Origin of the sequence: Pantoea anthophila (assembly GCF_026104315.1) — a bacterium.
GTDB lineage: Bacteria > Pseudomonadota > Gammaproteobacteria > Enterobacterales > Enterobacteriaceae > Pantoea > Pantoea anthophila.
In genome coordinates, this window is the sequence record NZ_CP110473.1 from 3,686,319 (window position 1) to 3,706,506 (window position 20,188).

Genomic DNA, 20,188 nt, shown 5'->3' on the forward strand with positions numbered 1-20,188 from the left:
GCAAAGGCCCGCCCGCAGCATGCGGGCGGGAGATCCGTCAGGAAAGCGCGTCAGAACTGATGCTCTTCGGTCGAACCGGTCAGCGCCGTGACCGACGATTTACCGCCCTGAATGGTGGTGGTGACCTGATCGAAATAGCCGGTGCCCACCTCCTGCTGATGCGACGAGAAGCTGTAACCGCGATCGCGCGCCGCAAACTCAGGTTGCTGAACCTTTTCAACATAGTGACGCATCCCTTCGCCCTGAGCATAGGCATGGGCCAGATCAAACATGTTGAACCACATGCTGTGGATGCCTGCCAGCGTGATGAACTGGAAGCGATAACCCATGTCGCTGAGCGACTGCTGGAACGTCGCGATGGTGCTGTCGTCGAGATTCTTCTTCCAGTTGAACGACGGCGAACAGTTGTAGGCCAGCAGCTTACCGGGAAAGCGCGCATGGATGGCGTCGGCAAAGCGCTGCGCCATCGTCAGGTCCGGCGTCGAGGTTTCACACCACAGGATGTCAGCATAGGGTGCATAGGCCAGACCGCGACTGATCGCCTGTTCAATCCCCGCATGGGTGCGAAAGAACCCTTCTGCCGTCCGGTCGCCCCGGATAAAGGGACGGTCATATTCATCGCAGTCTGAAGTGATCAGGTCAGCGGCATCGGCATCGGTGCGGGCCAGCAGCAGGGTGGGCACCCCCATCACATCGGCGGCCAGCCGCGCCGCCACCAGTTTCTGAATCGCCTCCTGGGTCGGCACCAGCACCTTACCGCCCATATGGCCGCATTTTTTCACCGCAGCCAGCTGATCCTCGAAGTGAACCGCCGCGGCACCCGCCTTAATCATCGCCTTCATCAGTTCGAATGCGTTCAGCACGCCGCCAAAACCCGCTTCCGCATCGGCAACAATCGGCAGAAAGAAATCGGTGTACCGGCTGTCACCCGCTTCGATACCCGCGGACCACTGAATCTGATCGGCACGCTGAAAGGTCTGATTGATGCGCGTCACGACCTCCGGCACTGAGTTGACCGGATAGAGCGACTGGTCGGGATACATCTGCCCGGCAACGTTGGCATCTGCCGCCACCTGCCAGCCAGAGAGATAGATCGCTTCAATGCCCGCTTTCGCCTGCTGGAGCGCCTGACCGCCGCTCAGCGCGCCCAGACTGTTGATGTAGCCCTTCTTTGCCTTGCCGTTCAGCAGTGCCCAGAGTTTCTCTGCACCGCGCTCCGCCAGCGTACAGGCGGGTTGTAATGAGCCGCGCAGATTAACCACCTCTGCTGCGCTGTACGGGCGGGTAATCCCCTGCCAGCGTGCGGTCTGCCAATCCTGTTCAAGTTGCTCGATTTGTTGAGTGCGTGTCATGGCAATAGCTCCTCTGTTCAGGGGATCAGGCGGTAGCCTGGCAGGGTAAGAAAGGAAACCAGTTCGCGTTCGGTGGTGATCTGCGCCATCAGCTGCGCCGCGTCGTGGTAGCGACCGCCGCTGAAACGGGATTCACCCAGCGTGTTTTGCAGCAGATGCAGCTCTTCGTTCAGCCAGCGCAGAAACAGTTCAGCGGTGACCGGCTGGCCGCTGTCCAGGATTTGCTGGTGGCGAATCCACTGCCAGATAGAGGTGCGCGCAATCTCCGCCGTAGCGGCATCCTCCATCAGTCCATCAATCGGCACACAGCCGTTACCGCTAATCCAGGCCTCAAGGTATTGCAGCGCGACGCGGATGTTGGCACGCATACCCGCCTCGGTGCGTTGCCCTTCACAGGGCGCAAGTAACTGCTCTGCCGTGATCGGGGCGTCCGCTTCACGCATGACATGCAGCTGATTGGGCCGATCGCCGAGAGTGGCATTGAAGACGGCCATCGCACTCTCTGCCAGGCCAGGATGCGCTATCCAGGTGCCGTCGTGCCCATTGCCCGCCTCACGCTGCTTATCTTCCGTTACGCGTTGCAATACCCAGGCATTGCGCACCGGATCTTTATGGGGAATGAGGGCCGACATCCCACCCATCGCAAATGCTCCCCGGCGATGACAGGTTTTAATCAGCAGTCGCGAATAGGCATCCAGGAATGGCTGCGACATGGTCACCGATTGGCGATCCGGCAATATCCGATCCGGATGCTGTTGCAGGGTTTTGATGTAGCTGAAGATGTAATCCCAGCGACCGCAGTTCAGGCCGACGATATGATCGCGCAGATTCCACAGGATCTCATCCATCTGGAAGACCGCAGGCAGGGTCTCGATCAGCACTGTCGCTTTGATCGTTCCGCGCGGCAGATCGAACTGATCCTCGCTGAAACGAAAGATCTCACGCCACCAGGCGACCTCCTGCCAGCTTTCGGTTTTCGGCAGATAGAAGTAAGGGCCGCTGCCTTTCGCCAGTAAAGCGCGAACGTTGTGGAAAAAGTAGAGAGCGAAATCGAACAGGCCGCCCGGAATCGCCTTACCCTGCCATCTGACATGTTTTTCTGACAGATGCAGACCGCGCACCCGGCACATCAGCACCGCCGGATGGGCGTTTAACTGATAGATTTTTCCCTTGTCGCTGGTGTAACTCAGCGTTCCCTGCACCGCCTCGCGCAGCGTCAGCTGACCGTCAATCAGTTTTGACCACGCCGGGGAAAGCGAATCCTCAAAGTCAGCCATAAAGACGTTCACGTCAGCATTCAGCGCGTTGATCACCATCTTCCGATCGGGTGGACCAGTGATCTCCACCCGGCGATCCGCTAAATCGGCCGGAATGGATCGAATATGCCATTCACTTTCTCTTATGGAAGCGGTTTCCATATCGAAGTCTGGCAGCGTGCCCTGGTCATAGCGTTGTTGTCGCCGCTGACGGTCGAGTAACAGTGCTTCGCGTTGCGGCGCAAAGCGTGTCACCAGAGCCGCTAAAAACGAGATGGCTTCAGGGGTAAACAGGCTCTCTGCTGCCTGGTTCAGGGGCTGGCTGAAGGTCAGGGTATGGCTGATCACGGAATCTGTCATGCTGGCGCTCTCCTGTATTCAAAAGATCGAATGCAGCGGATCCACTCGCTGTTTGTTTTGTGAGCTACAGATCCAGAGCATAAGCATTTATTTTCTTAAATCAAAAACTATTTCCATTTTTGCATTTAAACGGCGATATCTCTCTGTTTCATAACGGATTAAAGTTTCATCTTTTAAAGGAATGCTTTTCATCTGGCTTTTTGCAGGCGAAAAAAAACCGTGCTGCCATCGGCTAACACGGTTCAGTTGAAGATTAAGCGGGACTATTCCAGCGTCGGATTCATGTGACGCAGATCGAACGGCGTGATCTGATAGACGTAGTAGTTGAGCCAGTTCGAAAACAGCAGATTACCGTGGCTGCGCCAGGTGGCGCGCGGTGGCAGCACCGGATTATTCTGCGGGAAATAGTTATACGGAATCTCCGGTTTCACGCCCGCCTCATAATCGCGATGATACTCACCGGCCAGGGTCAGGGCATCATACTCCGGGTGACCGGTAACAAAGACCAGTCGCTTGTCCCTGCTCGCCATCAGATACGCACCGGTTTGTTCCGATTCAGCAAACAGCTCAAGATCGGTGTAATCGGTGATCAGCTGGGTAGGAAAATCAGCATAGCGTGAGTGCGGAGCCAGGAAATTATCATCAAAACCCCGGGTCAGTAACGCGTGCGGATGCAGTATCTGATGCTCATAGACGCCAGACAGTTTGTTCTGTCGGGTTTGTTTCGGAATACCATACAGAATATTCAGCGCAGCCTGCACCGCCCAGCAGACAAACAGAGTCGAGGTAACATGCTCGTTTGCCCAGTGCAGCACGCGCTGAATCTGTGGCCAGTAAGCGACATCGTTAAAATCAACCAGTCCGAGTGGCGCACCTGTCACGATTAAGCCATCGTAGTTGTCGTGCTGAATATCTTCGAAATTGCAGTAGAAGTTGTTGAGGTGCTCGCTGGGGGTGTTGCGCGACTCCCGGCTGTCGATACGCAGCAACTGAATATCGATCTGTAAGGGTGAGTTGGACAGCAGACGCAGAAACTGATTCTCCGTTTCGATCTTCTTCGGCATCAGATTCAGTACCAGCACTTTAAGCGGACGGATCTCCTGAACACTGGCGCGCGATGATGTCATGACAAAGACATTTTCATCACGCAAAAAATTTACTGCCGGTAATTCGTCGGGAACCCTGATTGGCATAACCTGCTCACCTCATACAACCGTATAAACGTTTAGACATCTGGATGCCCAACATTAGCCTGATTGGGGTGAGTTGTCGAGGTTTCATGCAGAAAATGAAAATGTTTCAGCTTAGACTGGCAAACAGCAGACGTAAAAAAGCCCCGCACGTCAGTGCGGGGCTTCTTCACTTGTATAATGCCTGGCAGTTCCCTACTCTCGCATGGGGAGGCCCCACACTACCATCGGCGCTACGGCGTTTCACTTCTGAGTTCGGCATGGGGTCAGGTGGGACCACCGCGCTAAAGCCGCCAGGCAAATCTTGGTGCACGAAACGAAAAATTCTTCGCTTCTGCTTATTCTTTATCCGTCACAAACTGAAAATCATGTCTCTCACAAAACGCCTCTGGCGTTGTAAGGTTAAGCCTCACGGGTCATTAGTACCGGTTAGCTCAACGCATCGCTGCGCTTACACACCCGGCCTATCAACGTCGTCGTCTTCAACGTCCCTTCAGGACCCTCAAGGGGTCAGGGAGAACTCATCTCGGGGCAAGTTTCGTGCTTAGATGCTTTCAGCACTTATCTTTTCCGCACTTAGCTACCGGGCAGTGCCATTGGCATGACAACCCGAACACCAGTGGTGCGTTCACTCCGGTCCTCTCGTACTAGGAGCAACCCCCCTCAATTCTCCAGCGCCCACGGCAGATAGGGACCGAACTGTCTCACGACGTTCTAAACCCAGCTCGCGTACCACTTTAAACGGCGAACAGCCGTACCCTTGGGACCTACTTCAGCCCCAGGATGTGATGAGCCGACATCGAGGTGCCAAACACCGCCGTCGATATGAACTCTTGGGCGGTATCAGCCTGTTATCCCCGGAGTACCTTTTATCCGTTGAGCGATGGCCCTTCCATTCAGAACCACCGGATCACTATGACCTGCTTTCGCACCTGCTCGAGCCGTCACTCTCGCAGTCAAGCCAGCTTATGCCATTGCACTAACCTCACGATGTCCGACCGTGATTAGCTGACCTTCGTGCTCCTCCGTTACTCTTTGGGAGGAGACCGCCCCAGTCAAACTACCCACCAGACACTGTCCGCACCCCGGATCACGGGGCCACGTTAGAACATCAAACATTAAAGGGTGGTATTTCAAGGATGGCTCCACGCAGACTGGCGTCCGCGCTTCAAAGCCTCCCACCTATCCTACACATCAAGGCTCAATGTTCAGTGTCAAGCTGTAGTAAAGGTTCACGGGGTCTTTCCGTCTTGCCGCGGGTACACTGCATCTTCACAGCGAGTTCAATTTCACTGAGTCTCGGGTGGAGACAGCCTGGCCATCATTACGCCATTCGTGCAGGTCGGAACTTACCCGACAAGGAATTTCGCTACCTTAGGACCGTTATAGTTACGGCCGCCGTTTACCGGGGCTTCGATCAAGAGCTTCTCCTTACGGATAACCCCATCAATTAACCTTCCGGCACCGGGCAGGCGTCACACCGTATACGTCCACTTTCGTGTTTGCACAGTGCTGTGTTTTTAATAAACAGTTGCAGCCAGCTGGTATCTTCGACTGGCTTCAGCTCCGGGAGCAAGTCCCTTCACCTACGCGCCAGCGTGCCTTCTCCCGAAGTTACGGCACCATTTTGCCTAGTTCCTTCACCCGAGTTCTCTCAAGCGCCTTGGTATTCTCTACCTGACCACCTGTGTCGGTTTGGGGTACGATTCTGTGTTACCTGATGCTTAGAGGCTTTTCCTGGAAGCAGGGCATTTATCACTTCAGCACCGTAGTGCCTCGTCGTCACGCCTCAGCGTTAAAAGAGTCCGGATTTACCTGGACCCTCCGCCTACACGCTTAAACCGGGACAACCGTCGCCCGGCTGATATAGCCTTCTCCGTCCCCCCTTCGCAGTAACACCGAGTACAGGAATATTAACCTGTTTCCCATCGACTACGCCTTTCGGCCTCGCCTTAGGGGTCGACTCACCCTGCTCCGATTAACGTTGAACAGGAACCCTTGGTCTTCCGGCGAGCGGGCTTTTCACCCGCTTTATCGTTACTTATGTCAGCATTCGCACTTCTGATACCTCCAGCATGCCTCACAGCACACCTTCGACGGCTTACAGAACGCTCCCCTACCCAACAACACATAGTGTCGCTGCCGCAGCTTCGGTGCATGGTTTAGCCCCGTTACATCTTCCGCGCAGGCCGACTCGACCAGTGAGCTATTACGCTTTCTTTAAATGATGGCTGCTTCTAAGCCAACATCCTGGCTGTCTGTGCCTTCCCACATCGTTTCCCACTTAACCATGACTTTGGGACCTTAGCTGGCGGTCTGGGTTGTTTCCCTCTTCACGACGGACGTTAGCACCCGCCGTGTGTCTCCCGTGATAACATTCTCCGGTATTCGCAGTTTGCATCGGGTTGGTAAGCCGGGATGGCCCCCTAGCCGAAACAGTGCTCTACCCCCGGAGATGAGTTCACGAGGCGCTACCTAAATAGCTTTCGGGGAGAACCAGCTATCTCCCGGTTTGATTGGCCTTTCACCCCCAGCCACAGGTCATCCGCTAATTTTTCAACATTAGTCGGTTCGGTCCTCCAGTTAGTGTTACCCAACCTTCAACCTGCCCATGGCTAGATCACCGGGTTTCGGGTCTATACCCTGCAACTTAACGCCCAGTTAAGACTCGGTTTCCCTGCGGCTCCCCTATACGGTTAACCTTGCTACAGAATATAAGTCGCTGACCCATTATACAAAGGTACGCAGTCACACCACAAGGGTGCTCCCACTGCTTGTACGTACACGGTTTCAGGTTCTGTTTCACTCCCCTCGCCGGGGTTCTTTTCGCCTTTCCCTCACGGTACTGGTTCACTATCGGTCAGTCAGGAGTATTTAGCCTTGGAGGATGGTCCCCCCATATTCAGACAGGATACCACGTGTCCCGCCTTACTCATCGAGCTCACAGCGCGTGTGCTTTTGTGTACGGGAGTATCACCCTGTACCCTGCGACTTTCCAGACGCTTCCACTAACACACATGCTGATTCAGGCTCTGGGCTGCTCCCCGTTCGCTCGCCGCTACTGGGGGAATCTCGGTTGATTTCTTTTCCTCGGGGTACTTAGATGTTTCAGTTCCCCCGGTTCGCCTTGCAGCACTATGTATTCATGCTGCAATGATGCACTGAGTGCACCGGGTTTCCCCATTCGGACATCGACGGCTGTAGCGGTTCATATCACCTTACCGTCGCTTTACGCAGATTAGCACGTCCTTCATCGCCTCTGACTGCCAGGGCATCCACCGTGTACGCTTAGTCGCTTAACCTCACAACCCACAGGCGTTTTCAACGCTGCAGACTGTAAGCATTTGAGAGACTCGGACATGTCGCCATTTCATTCTTATTACGGAGAATGAACGCGCCATGTCGTTTCAATTTTCAGCTTGTTCCGGATTGTTAAAGAGCAATATCTTAAACATGACTCGTAAGTCATCTTTAAGATATGTGGGCAACATCTTTCACCTGTCACCGAGCATGGCGTCCCCTAGGGGATTCGAACCCCTGTTACCGCCGTGAAAGGGCGGTGTCCTGGGCCTCTAGACGAAGGGGACATTTAAGTCTGTCTTCGCAAGACGCTTTGCTCATTACTTTTTTATCAGACAATCTGTGTGAGCACTGCGCGGGAAGGTATCTTCAGGTAAGGAGGTGATCCAACCGCAGGTTCCCCTACGGTTACCTTGTTACGACTTCACCCCAGTCATGAATCACAAAGTGGTAAGCGCCCTCCCGAAGGTTAAGCTACCTACTTCTTTTGCAACCCACTCCCATGGTGTGACGGGCGGTGTGTACAAGGCCCGGGAACGTATTCACCGTGGCATTCTGATCCACGATTACTAGCGATTCCGACTTCACGGAGTCGAGTTGCAGACTCCGATCCGGACTACGACGCACTTTGTGAGGTCCGCTTGCTCTCGCGAGGTCGCTTCTCTTTGTATGCGCCATTGTAGCACGTGTGTAGCCCTACTCGTAAGGGCCATGATGACTTGACGTCATCCCCACCTTCCTCCGGTTTATCACCGGCAGTCTCCTTTGAGTTCCCGACCGAATCGCTGGCAACAAAGGATAAGGGTTGCGCTCGTTGCGGGACTTAACCCAACATTTCACAACACGAGCTGACGACAGCCATGCAGCACCTGTCTCAGAGTTCCCGAAGGCACCAAAGCATCTCTGCTAAGTTCTCTGGATGTCAAGAGTAGGTAAGGTTCTTCGCGTTGCATCGAATTAAACCACATGCTCCACCGCTTGTGCGGGCCCCCGTCAATTCATTTGAGTTTTAACCTTGCGGCCGTACTCCCCAGGCGGTCGACTTAACGCGTTAGCTCCGGAAGCCACTCCTCAAGGGAACAACCTCCAAGTCGACATCGTTTACGGCGTGGACTACCAGGGTATCTAATCCTGTTTGCTCCCCACGCTTTCGCACCTGAGCGTCAGTCTTCGTCCAGGGGGCCGCCTTCGCCACCGGTATTCCTCCAGATCTCTACGCATTTCACCGCTACACGGAATTCTACCCCCTCTACGAGACTCAAGCCTGCCAGTTTCAAATGCAGTTCCCGGGTTAAGCCCGGGGATTTCACATCTGACTTAACAGACCGCCTGCGTGCGCTTTACGCCCAGTAATTCCGATTAACGCTTGCACCCTCCGTATTACCGCGGCTGCTGGCACGGAGTTAGCCGGTGCTTCTTCTGCGGGTAACGTCAATCGGCGAGGTTATTAACCTCACCGCCTTCCTCCCCGCTGAAAGTACTTTACAACCCGAAGGCCTTCTTCATACACGCGGCATGGCTGCATCAGGCTTGCGCCCATTGTGCAATATTCCCCACTGCTGCCTCCCGTAGGAGTCTGGACCGTGTCTCAGTTCCAGTGTGGCTGGTCATCCTCTCAGACCAGCTAGGGATCGTCGCCTAGGTGGGCCATTACCCCGCCTACTAGCTAATCCCATCTGGGTTCATCCGATAGTGAGAGGCCCGAAGGTCCCCCTCTTTGGTCTTGCGACGTTATGCGGTATTAGCCACCGTTTCCAGTGGTTATCCCCCTCTATCGGGCAGATCCCCAGACATTACTCACCCGTCCGCCACTCGTCACCCGAGGAGCAAGCTCCTCTGTGCTACCGTCCGACTTGCATGTGTTAGGCCTGCCGCCAGCGTTCAATCTGAGCCATGATCAAACTCTTCAATTTAAAGTTTGATTTGCTGAAACGAGTTCAGCGGTGCTCATCTGTAAAACGTCATAATGAATTTCATTATGTGTTCACTCGTGAGGCTTTGATATTTTTGTGCGCCCTAAGGCGCTGATATCAATCCTGCGAGTGCCCACACAGATTGTCTGATAAATTGTTAAAGAGCAGTGCGAACAGTGCGTTAGCGTCCTGTCGCGAGGTGGCGTATATTACGCTTTCCTCCTTCAGAGTCAACCTCTTTTTTCAGAAGCTTTTCTCCGGCGGCTCAGTCTCCTGAACCTCTCAACACCGCATTCCGTAAGCCGTTGTGCCGTGTCGATGGAGGCGCATTATAGGGAGTTGTCAGACAGGCGCAACCCATAAATTGCAGAAAAAAGCGCGTTCGCTGCATTCCACAGCAAAAGTCGCTGTTATACGCAGTTACACACAGCGTTATCCACATTCACCGGGCCTGGCAAATTTAGGCGAGCATCACGCAAACGTTTTCGCTACAATGCCGGGCAATATGACGGACTCCCCTTTTAGGGGCGTTACCTGAGGTTTTTGATCTTTCCTTCTTATATAGAAGAGAAAACCGCTGTAAAACCTGATGTAACGCTCTTCTATACGCGAAACAAAGCCAAGGGATAAACCACCATGCAACAACCTCGTCCTGTACGCCGCGCCTTGCTCAGTGTCTCTGACAAAGCCGGCATCCTCGAATTTGCTCAGGCGCTCTCCAGTCGCGGTGTCGAACTGCTCTCCACAGGTGGAACCGCTCGCCTGCTGGCGGATGCGGGTCTGGCTGTCACAGAAGTCTCTGATTACACCGGTTTCCCGGAAATGATGGATGGACGCGTCAAAACCCTGCATCCGAAAGTGCATGGCGGCATTCTGGGTCGTCGCGGCCAGGATGATGCCATCATGGCGCAGCATGACATCAGCCCTATCGACATGGTGGTCGTTAATCTCTATCCCTTTGCCCAGACCGTTGCCCGTGAAGGATGCTCACTGGAAGACGCAGTAGAAAACATTGATATCGGCGGCCCGACCATGGTGCGCTCTGCCGCCAAGAACCATAAAGATGTGGCCATCGTGGTCAGCAGCGGCGACTACGACGCCATCATTGCTGAAATGGATGCCCACCAGAACGGCCTGACGCTCGACACCCGTTTCGATCTGGCGATCAAAGCGTTTGAACACACCGCCGCTTACGACGGTATGATCGCGAACTACTTTGGTAGTCTGGTGCCCGCCTATCACGGTGAACGCAATCAGCCTGCAGGTCGCTTCCCGCGTACCCTGAATCTGAACTTCATCAAGAAGCAGGATATGCGTTACGGCGAAAACAGCCACCAGCAGGCGGCCTTCTATATAGAAGAGCAGGTTGCTGAAGCCTCGGTTGCCACCGCGCAACAGGTTCAGGGCAAAGCGCTCTCCTATAACAATATCGCTGACACGGATGCTGCACTCGAGTGTGTCAAAGAGTTCAGTGACCCCGCCTGCGTCATTGTTAAACATGCTAACCCTTGTGGCGTTGCGACCGGCGACGACCTGCTGTCAGCCTATGACCGTGCTTACCAGACCGACCCTACCTCTGCGTTCGGGGGCATCATCGCCTTTAACCGCGAGCTGGATGAAGCGACAGCACAGGCCATTATCAGCCGCCAGTTCGTTGAGGTGATCATCGCGCCCGCCGTTTCCGAGGCCGCGCTGAAGATTACCGCCACGAAACAGAATGTCCGTGTCCTGATCTGCGGCCAGTGGCAGAACCGCACGGCAGCGCTCGATTTCAAACGCGTCAACGGAGGCCTGCTGGTTCAGGATCGCGATCTCGGTATGGTCGATGCCAGCCAGCTGCGCGTGGTCAGCAAGCGTCAGCCATCGGAGCAGGAGCTGCGTGATGCCCTCTTCTGCTGGAAGGTCGCGAAGTTTGTTAAATCCAACGCCATTGTCTATGCGCGTGACGGGATGACGATCGGGATTGGTGCCGGCCAGATGAGCCGCGTCTACTCCGCTAAAATTGCTGGTATCAAAGCGGGCGATGAAGGACTGGAAGTGAAAGGTTCTGCCATGGCGTCAGATGCGTTCTTCCCCTTCCGCGACGGTATTGATGCAGCCGCTGCGGTGGGCGTGAGCTGTGTGATTCAGCCTGGCGGCTCTATCCGCGATGAAGAGGTGATTGCGGCGGCGGATGAGCACGGCATTGCCATGATCTTTACCGATATGCGCCACTTCCGTCATTAATCGTTCCGGAGAGTAACAGATGAAAATTTTAGTGATTGGTAATGGCGGACGTGAACACGCGCTGGCCTGGAAAGCGACACAGTCGCCGCTGGCAGAAACCGTCTTTGTTGCGCCAGGTAACGCCGGTACGGCATTAGAGCCTGCGCTGCAGAATGTCGCAATCAGTGCGACCGATATCCCTGCCCTGCTGGATTTTGCCCAGCGCGAGAAGATCGATCTGACCATTGTCGGACCGGAAGCACCGCTGGTCATTGGCGTGGTGGATGCATTCCGTCAGGCTGGGTTGACTATTTTTGGCCCGACTCAGGCTGCCGCACAGCTGGAAGGCTCAAAAGCTTTTACCAAAGACTTCCTGGCGCGCCATCAGATCCCCAGCGCGGCATACCAGAACTTTACCGAGGTCGAGCCGGCTCTCGCTTATCTGCGTGAGAAAGGCGCGCCTATCGTCATTAAAGCTGACGGCCTGGCCGCCGGTAAAGGCGTCATTGTGGCGATGACGCTGCAGGAAGCAGAAGAAGCCGTTCAGGATATGCTGGCCGGTAATGCCTTTGGCGACGCCGGACACCGCATTGTGATCGAAGAGTTTCTGGATGGCGAAGAAGCCAGCTTTATTGTGATGGTCGACGGCGAGCATGTGCTGCCAATGGCCACCAGCCAGGATCATAAACGCGTAGGCGATGGCGATACCGGTCCGAACACCGGCGGAATGGGTGCCTACTCCCCGGCGCCGGTCGTCACCGATGAGATCCACCAGCGCGTCATGGATCAGGTTATCTGGCCGACGGTGCGCGGCATGGCTGCTGAAGGCAACGTTTACACCGGTTTTCTCTACGCCGGTCTGATGATCGATCGCACCGGGCAGCCGAAAGTGATCGAATTCAACTGCCGCTTCGGCGATCCGGAAACCCAGCCGATCATGCTGCGCCTGCAGTCGGATCTGGTCGATCTTTGCCTGGCCGCCTGCGAGGGTAAACTGGATCAGAAAACGTCCCAGTGGGATCCGCGTCCTGCGCTCGGTGTGGTACTGGCGGCGGGCGGTTATCCGGGTGACTACAGTCAGGGTGATCAGATCCACGGTCTGCCACTGGAAGAGGTTGCGGACGGCAAGGTCTTTCACGCCGGAACCCGGCTGGAAGAGGATCGGGTGCTGACCAGCGGTGGCCGCGTGCTGTGCGTTACCGCACTGGGTGAGGATGTCGCTGCGGCACAGAAGCGGGCTTATGCGCTGACACAGCCCATCTCGTGGCAGGGCAGCTTCTGCCGCCGCGATATTGGCTATCGCGCCATTAATCGCAAATAAGTTCAGGGGGCACCGGGTGCCCCCTTTTTATTTTTACATATCATCTTCTGTCGGCTGCTGCGCGCACTCATCCTGCTGACTGATCCGTAACAGCTGAATGCCTTCCGGCGCGTCCAGCCATGACACCATCAGCGGTGCCGGGGCGCTGCGCTGCTGCTGTGTCAGTATCCGCAGGGCATCAGCATCAAAAGCGGGTCTGACCTGCTGACCTTCACAACTCTCCAGCAGATTATTGCCCAGCCAGTGTCCCTGCCTCAGGAATACCCGACCGCTTAACAGCGCATCACTCAGGTTACGCATCCGCTGAGCGTCAAACTTATAGAGTTCCACCGCATCAGCACTCACGGCTTCACGCCGGTCTGACAGCTGACGCTGCATAAAGTTGAGGCCGCCCGCCTGGTCAAAGCGCAGGGTGACATCATCAGGCTGCTTCCCTTTTACCTGGCGCTGAACGCTGATCAGCGCCTCTTCCAGCCAGACATAATCGGTCACCTCGCCCTCACCGCCACTGAACGGCGTGTAGATCGTACGAATATGGACAGACTGGTGATCGCTGTTTTTACGCCAGATGCGCACAACACCACGATCGGCAAGATAGCCACTGGCAGAAAAGGGGGGAATATCCGGAACAGAGCTGCAGCTAAACAGAAACAGGGAAAGAAACAGAACAGCTAAACGCTGAAACAGCGGGGTCATGATGGCTGGCCTCTTAAACAAAAGGGGCGAAACGCCCCCTGTTTTAAAGCTTAACCGCAGTGCGACGTCTTACTTAACGGCGTCTTTCAGCGCTTTACCAGACACGAATGCCGGTACGTTTGCTGCAGCGATTTTGATCTCTTTGCCAGTCTGCGGGTTACGACCGGTACGCTCAGCGCGGTGGTTCACTTTAAAAGTACCAAAACCAACCAGTTGTACAGCATCACCATCTTTCAGAGACTCAGTGATCGCAGCCAGAGTAGATTCCAGCGCTGCCTTAGCCTGGGTTTTAGACAGGTCAGCTTTTTCTGCGATCACATCAATCAGTTGAGTCTTGTTCATAAGTTATCCTTAAAGTGTATTTATCGCTTGCTAAGCAACGAGTGCGAGGGAAAAGCCATATTCTGGCACTCTTCTGCCTGCACGCACCGATAGCCACAATTTTCAGCCCCCCAAATGTAGACCAGAGAGGGGGCCAATGTGAAGCCTCCAGGCGCGCTAATTCGGGCCTGAAGTCACGTTTTATCGCCTTACTGCTGGAAATTTATACCGATGTTACTTATTCCCGCTTCACGCAGGTCAGATCGCAGACCTTTAATCAATTCAAGGTCGCGCTCTTCACACTCCGCCAGCAGGCGGAAAATCTCCCACTGGAGGTCCCACTCATCGATGATAGCCGGGTTTTCACGCAGCTCCTCATCGGTCATTTCGCGTCCAGCCTGTGTCATTTCCAGCATGGCAACCGTCGTAATGGATGTCCTGCTGACTTCAATCGCATGCTCCAGCGTTTCACCACTCAGCTGGGCATGTAACACTTCGCTCAGGGCCACGCAGGCATCAATAGCCGGATAGACGCCATAGACCTCAAACGCATCGCCATCGGGAATGGCAGCCTCGAGCTTTTCCAGCTGGCTGTCGAAGTTAATCTTCGCATCTTTGACCGTCAGGTTTTCCCAGATCAGATCAAGGATGCGGCGATAGAGTGCCGGATCGGCAAATTCAGTCTGCTCGCAGAATGCGCGATAGTTGGGGTACATACGCTCGCACAGGCAGGCCATAAACGTCAGATGCTGCCAGCTTTCCAGCTTCGCCAGACGCAGATGAACGGGATTTTGTAACATAAAGGTGGCTCTTATTCGTTTCGCTGGCCGCAGTGTAACTGCAAAAGCGCAGCACAAACAGTGTTAAAGCGCGTTTTGCCAGCGCTGGAAAGCGGAACGGTTCGACGCCACTGCATCGGCCCAGCGGGTGGGTTCCGGCAAACGGTAACCGCGCGTACAGTTTTCGACCCACTGCAGCGCAGTATCCAGGCTGACACGGTGGCCGGTGGCGACGAACAGCGGGTTGCAGCGTTGCTTGCTGCGCCATACCCAGCCAATCTGCTCACCTTTGTCGATCAGCGGCTGGCGGCTGCCCGGTTGCGCATCCAGATCGGCAAAACGACCACACAGCCGGCTTTTCGCGACCCCGATAGTAGGCACATCCACCAGCAGACCAAAATGCGAGGCAACGCCGAGCCGTCTGGGATGCGAAATCCCGTGTCCATCCACAAACAGCAGGTCCGGCTTCTGCTCCAGCATCTCCCAGGCGGCCATCAGGGCCGGATATTCCCGGAAGGAGAGAAAGCCCGGGATATAGGGCATCGTCGTCTCAATACGCGCGATGCGATGCTCCACCAGCCGAAGCGATGGGTACTCCAGGATTACCATCGCTGCGCGTGTGATCGTGCCTTCCTGCTCAAAACCTACGTCGGCCCCGCCGATATAGCGAGGCGGTAACACATCAAAATCATCGTCACGCACCACGTCAGCGGCGCGTTGTAACTGCTCAGCGCGAAGTGCGGCAATATCCATGATTACTCCTGATGCCAGGGACGTGATAAACGATGCACAGCATCAACAAAGACACCGGCATTTTCCGGTGGCACATCCAGATGAATGCCGTGCCCCAGATTAAAGACATGGCCGGTGCCGGAACCAAAGCGCTCCAGAATACCGGCCACTTCCTGCTCAATACGCTCAGGTGCCGCATAGAGCATAGAGGGGTCCATATTACCCTGCAGCGCAACTTTATCGCCCACGCGACGGCGCGCATCGTCAATGTCGGTGGTCCAGTCGAGACCCAGCGCATCACAGCCGGTGGCGGCCATCGCTTCCAGCCACTGTCCACCGCCTTTGGTGAACAGCGTCACCGGCACGCGGCGGCCATCATTTTCACGCAGCAGGCCATCAACAATTTTGTGCATGTAGTGAAGGGAGAACTCGCGGTAGTCACGGCCGGTCAGCACGCCGCCCCAGGTATCGAAGACCATCACCGACTGGGCACCTGCGCGAATCTGCGCATTGAGATAGAGAATGACGCTGTCAGCCAGCTTATCCAGCATCGCATGCAGCGTAGCAGGCTCGGCATACATCATCTTTTTGATTCGGGTAAACGCTTTGCTGCTGCCGCCTTCCACCATGTAGGTGGCCAGCGTCCATGGACTGCCGGAGAAGCCGATCAGCGGCACCTCACCATTCAGATTGCGGCGGATGGTGCGAACCGCGTTCATCACATAGCCCAGCTCCATCTCCGGATCGGGCACCGGCAAGCGATCAACGTCAGCGCGGCAGGTTACAGGGTTTGAGAAACGCGGGCCTTCGCCGGTTTCAAAATAGAGTCCCAGTCCCATCGCATCCGGAATCGTCAGGATGTCACTGAAGAGGATGGCGGCATCCAGCGGAAAACGACGCAGCGGCTGCAGGGTGACTTCACAGGCCAGCTCGGCGTTTTTACACAGCGACATAAAATCACCCGCCTGGGCGCGTGTCGCTTTGTACTCCGGCAAATAGCGCCCGGCTTGTCGCATCATCCATACCGGCGTGACATCCACCGGCTGACGTAACAGGGCACGCAAATAACGATCGTTCTTCAGTTCACTCATCTCAACACTCTCTCAATAACAGGCGTGTAGTGTAGCACTTTCACACTTCAGCGCGGCACAGGGCGACAGTATCTTCAATCAGGCGGCGTGCCACGGTGCCGGGTGGAGGCAGCAGGGGAAGGTCATCAAAACGGAACCAGGCCGCATCCAGCAGCTCTTTGCCATCATGCTGCAGATCGCCGCTGTCATACTCCGCCATGAAGGCGGTCATCAGGGATTGCGGAAAGGGCCACGGCTGAGAGGTCACATAGCGCACGTTTTTGACGCGGATGTTGCTCTCCTCCATCACTTCGCGGGCAACGGCCTGCTCCAGCGTCTCACCGACCTCCACAAAGCCGGCCAGCACGGTATAGACCTTGTTGCGATGGCGGGCATGATTTGCCAGCAGGATTTCATCACCACGACGGATGGCCACGATAATGCAGGGGGCGATTTGCGGATAGTAACGCTCACGGCAATGACTGCACAGGCAGGCAAATTCATGCCTGCTGTGATGCATTTCATGGCCGCAGTAGCCGCACCAGCGATGAGAGCGGTAAAACTCCGCCAGCTGCACACCCCGCCCCGCCAGCTGAAACAGTCCGACGTCCTGATCGATCAACTGCCGCACGGAGAACATATCGGCAGAGCGTGACGCACAAATCAGCCAGACATTTTCGCCCTGCCACTCTCCGATAAGGCGTGCTTTACTGCCAGTCAGACCAAAATTTTCGGCGTTTCCGTGGGGTAAATCACCTTGTGGCAACCAAAGTTTCTGTTCATGGCTGACAATCCACCATCCAGCGTCTACGCTTGAGATTTCGCATTGCATTTATTTCGTCATCCTTAGCGTCAAATCGTACGCTGAAGCCCTGATGTTAAGTGTGTTGATAAACAACTATAACTCACATGGAGTCAGATATGCTTAACCAGTTAAACGTCCTGGCTGAACGCGTAGGTGGCAGTAATGAGCTGGTCGATTCCTGGCTCGAAGCCCGTCGCCAGCTGCTGGTGACCTATTATCATCTGGTCGGCCTGAAGCCCAACAAAGAAGCCCTGACCCGTCTCGATGAGCAGGCGCTGGACAACTTCTGTCACAGCCTGGTCGATTATCTTTCGGCCGGTCACTTCAGTATCTATGAACGTGTTATCAGTGAAATGAACGGTGACAGCCCGATGATTGCGGCTGCGCAGATCTATCCGCCACTGGAAGCCAACACCGAGCGGCTGATGCAGCTCTATGATGGTCACCTGCAACAGGCGATAGACGATGAAAACTGCATGACTTTCCAGCAGGCGCTTTCAGAAGTGGGCGAAGTGCTGGAGTCGCGCTTCACGCTGGAAGATAAGCTGATCCAGCTGGCATGGGATAATCAGCTGGCTACCCCGCCGGTTGCCAATGACAGTCAGATTGCCCGTCCCGCTTAACCGGTATCACCACCAAAAGGGTTGAGATTATCCACTCGCCCTTTTATGCTGAAGAGGTTCCGAGGCCACTACGCCGACGAACCTTTTTTGTTTTTTGCTGTGAAAAACACGATTTTTACGCCCGATCTGCCGGTCAGATTAGGGCGTAAAAAGCGCTTCTTGTCGGAGTGCCCAGCCGGGCTGAGACCGTTAATTCGGGATCCGCGGAACCTGATCAGGTTAGAACCTGCGAAGGGAACAAGAGTAAATTTTTACGGTATGCCAGCATTCTTATGCTGCCGATACCGCTACTCCTTCCGAACTCCGGACAAGCATCGTTCCCCCTGAACAGGAAGATTGCTATGTCTGACCCAAAAATGACCCGTCGTGAACAGCGTGCCCAGGCGCAGGAATTTATCGATTCGCTGCAAAGCGGCAGTGCATTTCCCCAGTCCCGTCGCATCTGGATAACCGGCAGCCGTGACGATATTCGCGTTCCGATGCGCGAGATCACGCTAAGCCCGACCCACACCGGTGGCAGCAAAGCCCAGCCGACCTATGAGCCAAACGAAGCGGTGCCGGTTTACGACACGGCAGGTGCCTATGGCGATCCCGCGGCACAGATCGATGTTCATCGCGGCCTGGAAAAACTGCGCGCCCGCTGGATAGCGGAACGCGATGACAGCGAATACCTGCCACAAAACAGTTCCGGCTACACCCAGCAACGGCTGGCTGATGAGGGGCTGGACCATCTGCGCTTCGATAACTTACCGACGCCGCGCCGGGCCTGTGCAGGCCGCCGCGTCACCCAGCTGCATTATGCCCGCCAGGGGATCATCACCCCGGAAATGGAGTTTATTGCGCTGCGGGAAAATATGGGCCGTGAACGGATTCGCAGTGAAGTGCTGCTGCAACAGCATCCGGGCCACAGTTTTGGTGCGCATCTGCCAGCCAGTATCACGCCGGAGTTTGTGCGGCAGGAGGTGGCAGCCGGACGGGCTATCATCCCTGCCAATATCAATCACCCGGAATCGGAGCCGATGATCATCGGCCGTAACTTTCTGGTTAAGGTGAATGCCAATATCGGTAACTCGGCGGTCACCTCCTCCATCGAAGAGGAAGTGGAAAAACTGGTCTGGTCGACGCGCTGGGGGGCCGATACGGTGATGGATCTCTCTACCGGCCGCTATATTCATGAAACGCGCGAGTGGATTCTGCGGAACAGCCCGGTCCCCATCGGCACCGTGCCGATCTATCAGGCGCTGGAAAAAGTGAACGGCGTGGCCGAGGCGCTGAACTGGGACGTTTTCCGCGACACGCTGCTTGAGCAGGCGGAACAGGGGGTGGATTACTTCACGATACACGCTGGCGTCCTGCTGCGTTATGTCCCGATGACGGCGAAGCGGCTGACCGGGATCGTGTCGCGCGGCGGATCGATCATGGCGAAATGGTGTCTGTCGCATCATCAGGAGAACTTCCTTTATCAGCATTTCCGGGAGATTTGTGAAATCTGCGCCGCTTACGATGTGTCGCTGTCGCTGGGCGATGGTCTGCGGCCGGGTTCGATTCAGGATGCGAACGATGAAGCGCAGTTCGCTGAGCTGCGTACCCTGGGCGAACTGACCCGTATTGCCTGGGAATATGATGTGCAGGTGATGATTGAAGGGCCGGGCCATGTGCCGATGCATATGATCCGCCGCAACATGACCGAACAGCTCGACCTGTGCGATGAGGCCCCCTTCTACACCCTCGGCCCGCTGACCACCGACATCGCACCGGGCTATGACCACTTTACCTCCGGAATCGGGGCCGCCATGATTGGCTGGTTTGGCTGCGCCATGCTCTGTTACGTCACACCTAAAGAGCATCTGGGGCTGCCGAACAAAGAGGATGTCAAACAGGGGCTGATCACCTACAAAATCGCGGCACATGCTGCCGACCTGGCTAAAGGCCATCCCGCTGCGCAGATCCGCGATAACGCCATGTCCAAAGCGCGCTTTGAATTCCGCTGGGAAGATCAGTTCAACCTGGCCCTGGACCCTCTCACCGCCCGCGCCATGCATGATGAAACCCTGCCGCAGGAGTCAGGCAAAGTGGCCCATTTCTGTTCAATGTGCGGCCCTAAATTCTGCTCAATGAAGATTTCTCAGGAGGTGCGTGAGTTTGCGGCACGCCAGGATAGCCGCGCTGAACCAGTGGAAGTGGGCATGGCCCGGATGTCAGAGCATTTCCGCAGCCGCGGGGGTGAGCTTTATCACTCTGCCGATGTTATTGAGGAGGAGTAAC

At 55.6% G+C, this 20,188-nt stretch carries 13 protein-coding genes, 1 tRNA gene, 3 rRNA genes and 1 riboswitch; of the genes, 4 read left to right on the plus strand and 13 right to left on the minus strand.

The genetic code is table 11. The features are described 5' to 3' along the window. Positions 1–50 precede the first annotated feature (50 nt). The 7 genes from aceA to OJ965_RS19715 form a co-directional block, all read right to left on the minus strand. A complete protein-coding gene (gene aceA / locus OJ965_RS19685; RefSeq protein ID WP_154928669.1) occupies positions 51–1,352 on the minus strand; it encodes an isocitrate lyase in 1,302 nt (433 codons plus the stop codon). Positions 1,353–1,369: 17 nt separating this feature from the next. Beyond that, a complete protein-coding gene (aceB, locus tag OJ965_RS19690; protein ID WP_265137542.1) occupies positions 1,370–2,968 on the minus strand; it encodes a malate synthase A in 1,599 nt (532 codons plus the stop codon). 263 nt (positions 2,969–3,231) lie between these two features. Further along, positions 3,232–4,161: a homoserine O-acetyltransferase MetA gene (gene metA, locus OJ965_RS19695; RefSeq protein ID WP_154928673.1), complete on the minus strand. Its 930-nt coding sequence runs from the start codon at positions 4,159–4,161 to the stop codon at positions 3,232–3,234. A gap of 179 nt (positions 4,162–4,340) precedes the next feature. After that, a 5S ribosomal RNA gene (gene rrf / locus OJ965_RS19700) occupies positions 4,341–4,456 on the minus strand. A gap of 100 nt (positions 4,457–4,556) precedes the next feature. After that, positions 4,557–7,460, minus strand: a 23S ribosomal RNA gene (locus tag OJ965_RS19705). A 209-nt stretch (positions 7,461–7,669) separates the two neighbouring features. Continuing rightward, a tRNA-Glu gene (locus tag OJ965_RS19710) sits at positions 7,670–7,745 on the minus strand. A gap of 87 nt (positions 7,746–7,832) precedes the next feature. Beyond that, positions 7,833–9,371: ribosomal RNA gene (locus OJ965_RS19715) — 16S ribosomal RNA — on the minus strand. Together the 16S, 23S and 5S rRNA genes with 1 tRNA gene alongside form the textbook arrangement of a ribosomal RNA operon. A gap of 636 nt (positions 9,372–10,007) precedes the next feature. Between OJ965_RS19715 and purH the strand changes: the two genes are divergently transcribed. Both purH and purD read left to right on the plus strand, forming a co-directional pair. Then, entirely contained in the window at positions 10,008–11,597 is a 1,590-nt protein-coding gene (gene purH / locus OJ965_RS19720; RefSeq protein ID WP_046100994.1) for a bifunctional phosphoribosylaminoimidazolecarboxamide formyltransferase/IMP cyclohydrolase, read from the plus strand. Positions 11,598–11,616: 19 nt separating this feature from the next. Beyond that, entirely contained in the window at positions 11,617–12,897 is a 1,281-nt protein-coding gene (gene purD, locus OJ965_RS19725; protein ID WP_265137547.1) for a phosphoribosylamine--glycine ligase, read from the plus strand. Between the two features lie 33 nt (positions 12,898–12,930). Here purD and OJ965_RS19730 read toward each other — a convergent pair whose 3' ends face one another. The 6 genes from OJ965_RS19730 to nudC form a co-directional block, all read right to left on the minus strand. Then, positions 12,931–13,593: a DUF1481 domain-containing protein gene (locus OJ965_RS19730; RefSeq protein ID WP_009092647.1), complete on the minus strand. Its 663-nt coding sequence runs from the start codon at positions 13,591–13,593 to the stop codon at positions 12,931–12,933. A 69-nt stretch (positions 13,594–13,662) separates the two neighbouring features. After that, on the minus strand, positions 13,663–13,935 hold the full coding sequence (hupA, locus tag OJ965_RS19735) for a nucleoid-associated protein HU-alpha (protein WP_003850136.1): 273 nt from the start codon (positions 13,933–13,935) through the stop codon (positions 13,663–13,665). 188 nt (positions 13,936–14,123) lie between these two features. Further along, positions 14,124–14,714, minus strand: a complete 591-nt coding sequence (locus OJ965_RS19740; protein ID WP_009092648.1) for a YjaG family protein — start codon at positions 14,712–14,714, stop codon at positions 14,124–14,126. A 63-nt stretch (positions 14,715–14,777) separates the two neighbouring features. Further along, positions 14,778–15,446: a deoxyribonuclease V gene (gene nfi, locus OJ965_RS19745; protein ID WP_009092649.1), complete on the minus strand. Its 669-nt coding sequence runs from the start codon at positions 15,444–15,446 to the stop codon at positions 14,778–14,780. A 2-nt stretch (positions 15,447–15,448) separates the two neighbouring features. Beyond that, positions 15,449–16,516 (minus strand): uroporphyrinogen decarboxylase, encoded by a 1,068-nt coding sequence (hemE, locus tag OJ965_RS19750; protein ID WP_009092650.1) that lies wholly within the window; start codon positions 16,514–16,516, stop codon positions 15,449–15,451. A gap of 40 nt (positions 16,517–16,556) precedes the next feature. After that, a complete protein-coding gene (nudC, locus tag OJ965_RS19755) occupies positions 16,557–17,327 on the minus strand; it encodes an NAD(+) diphosphatase (protein ID WP_009092651.1) in 771 nt (256 codons plus the stop codon). Positions 17,328–17,416: 89 nt separating this feature from the next. Here nudC and OJ965_RS19760 point away from each other — a divergent pair, with 89 nt between their 5' ends. Beyond that, positions 17,417–17,923 (plus strand): Rsd/AlgQ family anti-sigma factor, encoded by a 507-nt coding sequence (locus OJ965_RS19760; protein WP_009092652.1) that lies wholly within the window; start codon positions 17,417–17,419, stop codon positions 17,921–17,923. A gap of 153 nt (positions 17,924–18,076) precedes the next feature. Then, positions 18,077–18,177, plus strand: a riboswitch (TPP riboswitch). A gap of 87 nt (positions 18,178–18,264) precedes the next feature. Further along, entirely contained in the window at positions 18,265–20,187 is a 1,923-nt protein-coding gene (thiC, locus tag OJ965_RS19765) for a phosphomethylpyrimidine synthase ThiC (protein WP_276558945.1), read from the plus strand. Position 20,188 lies beyond the last annotated feature (1 nt).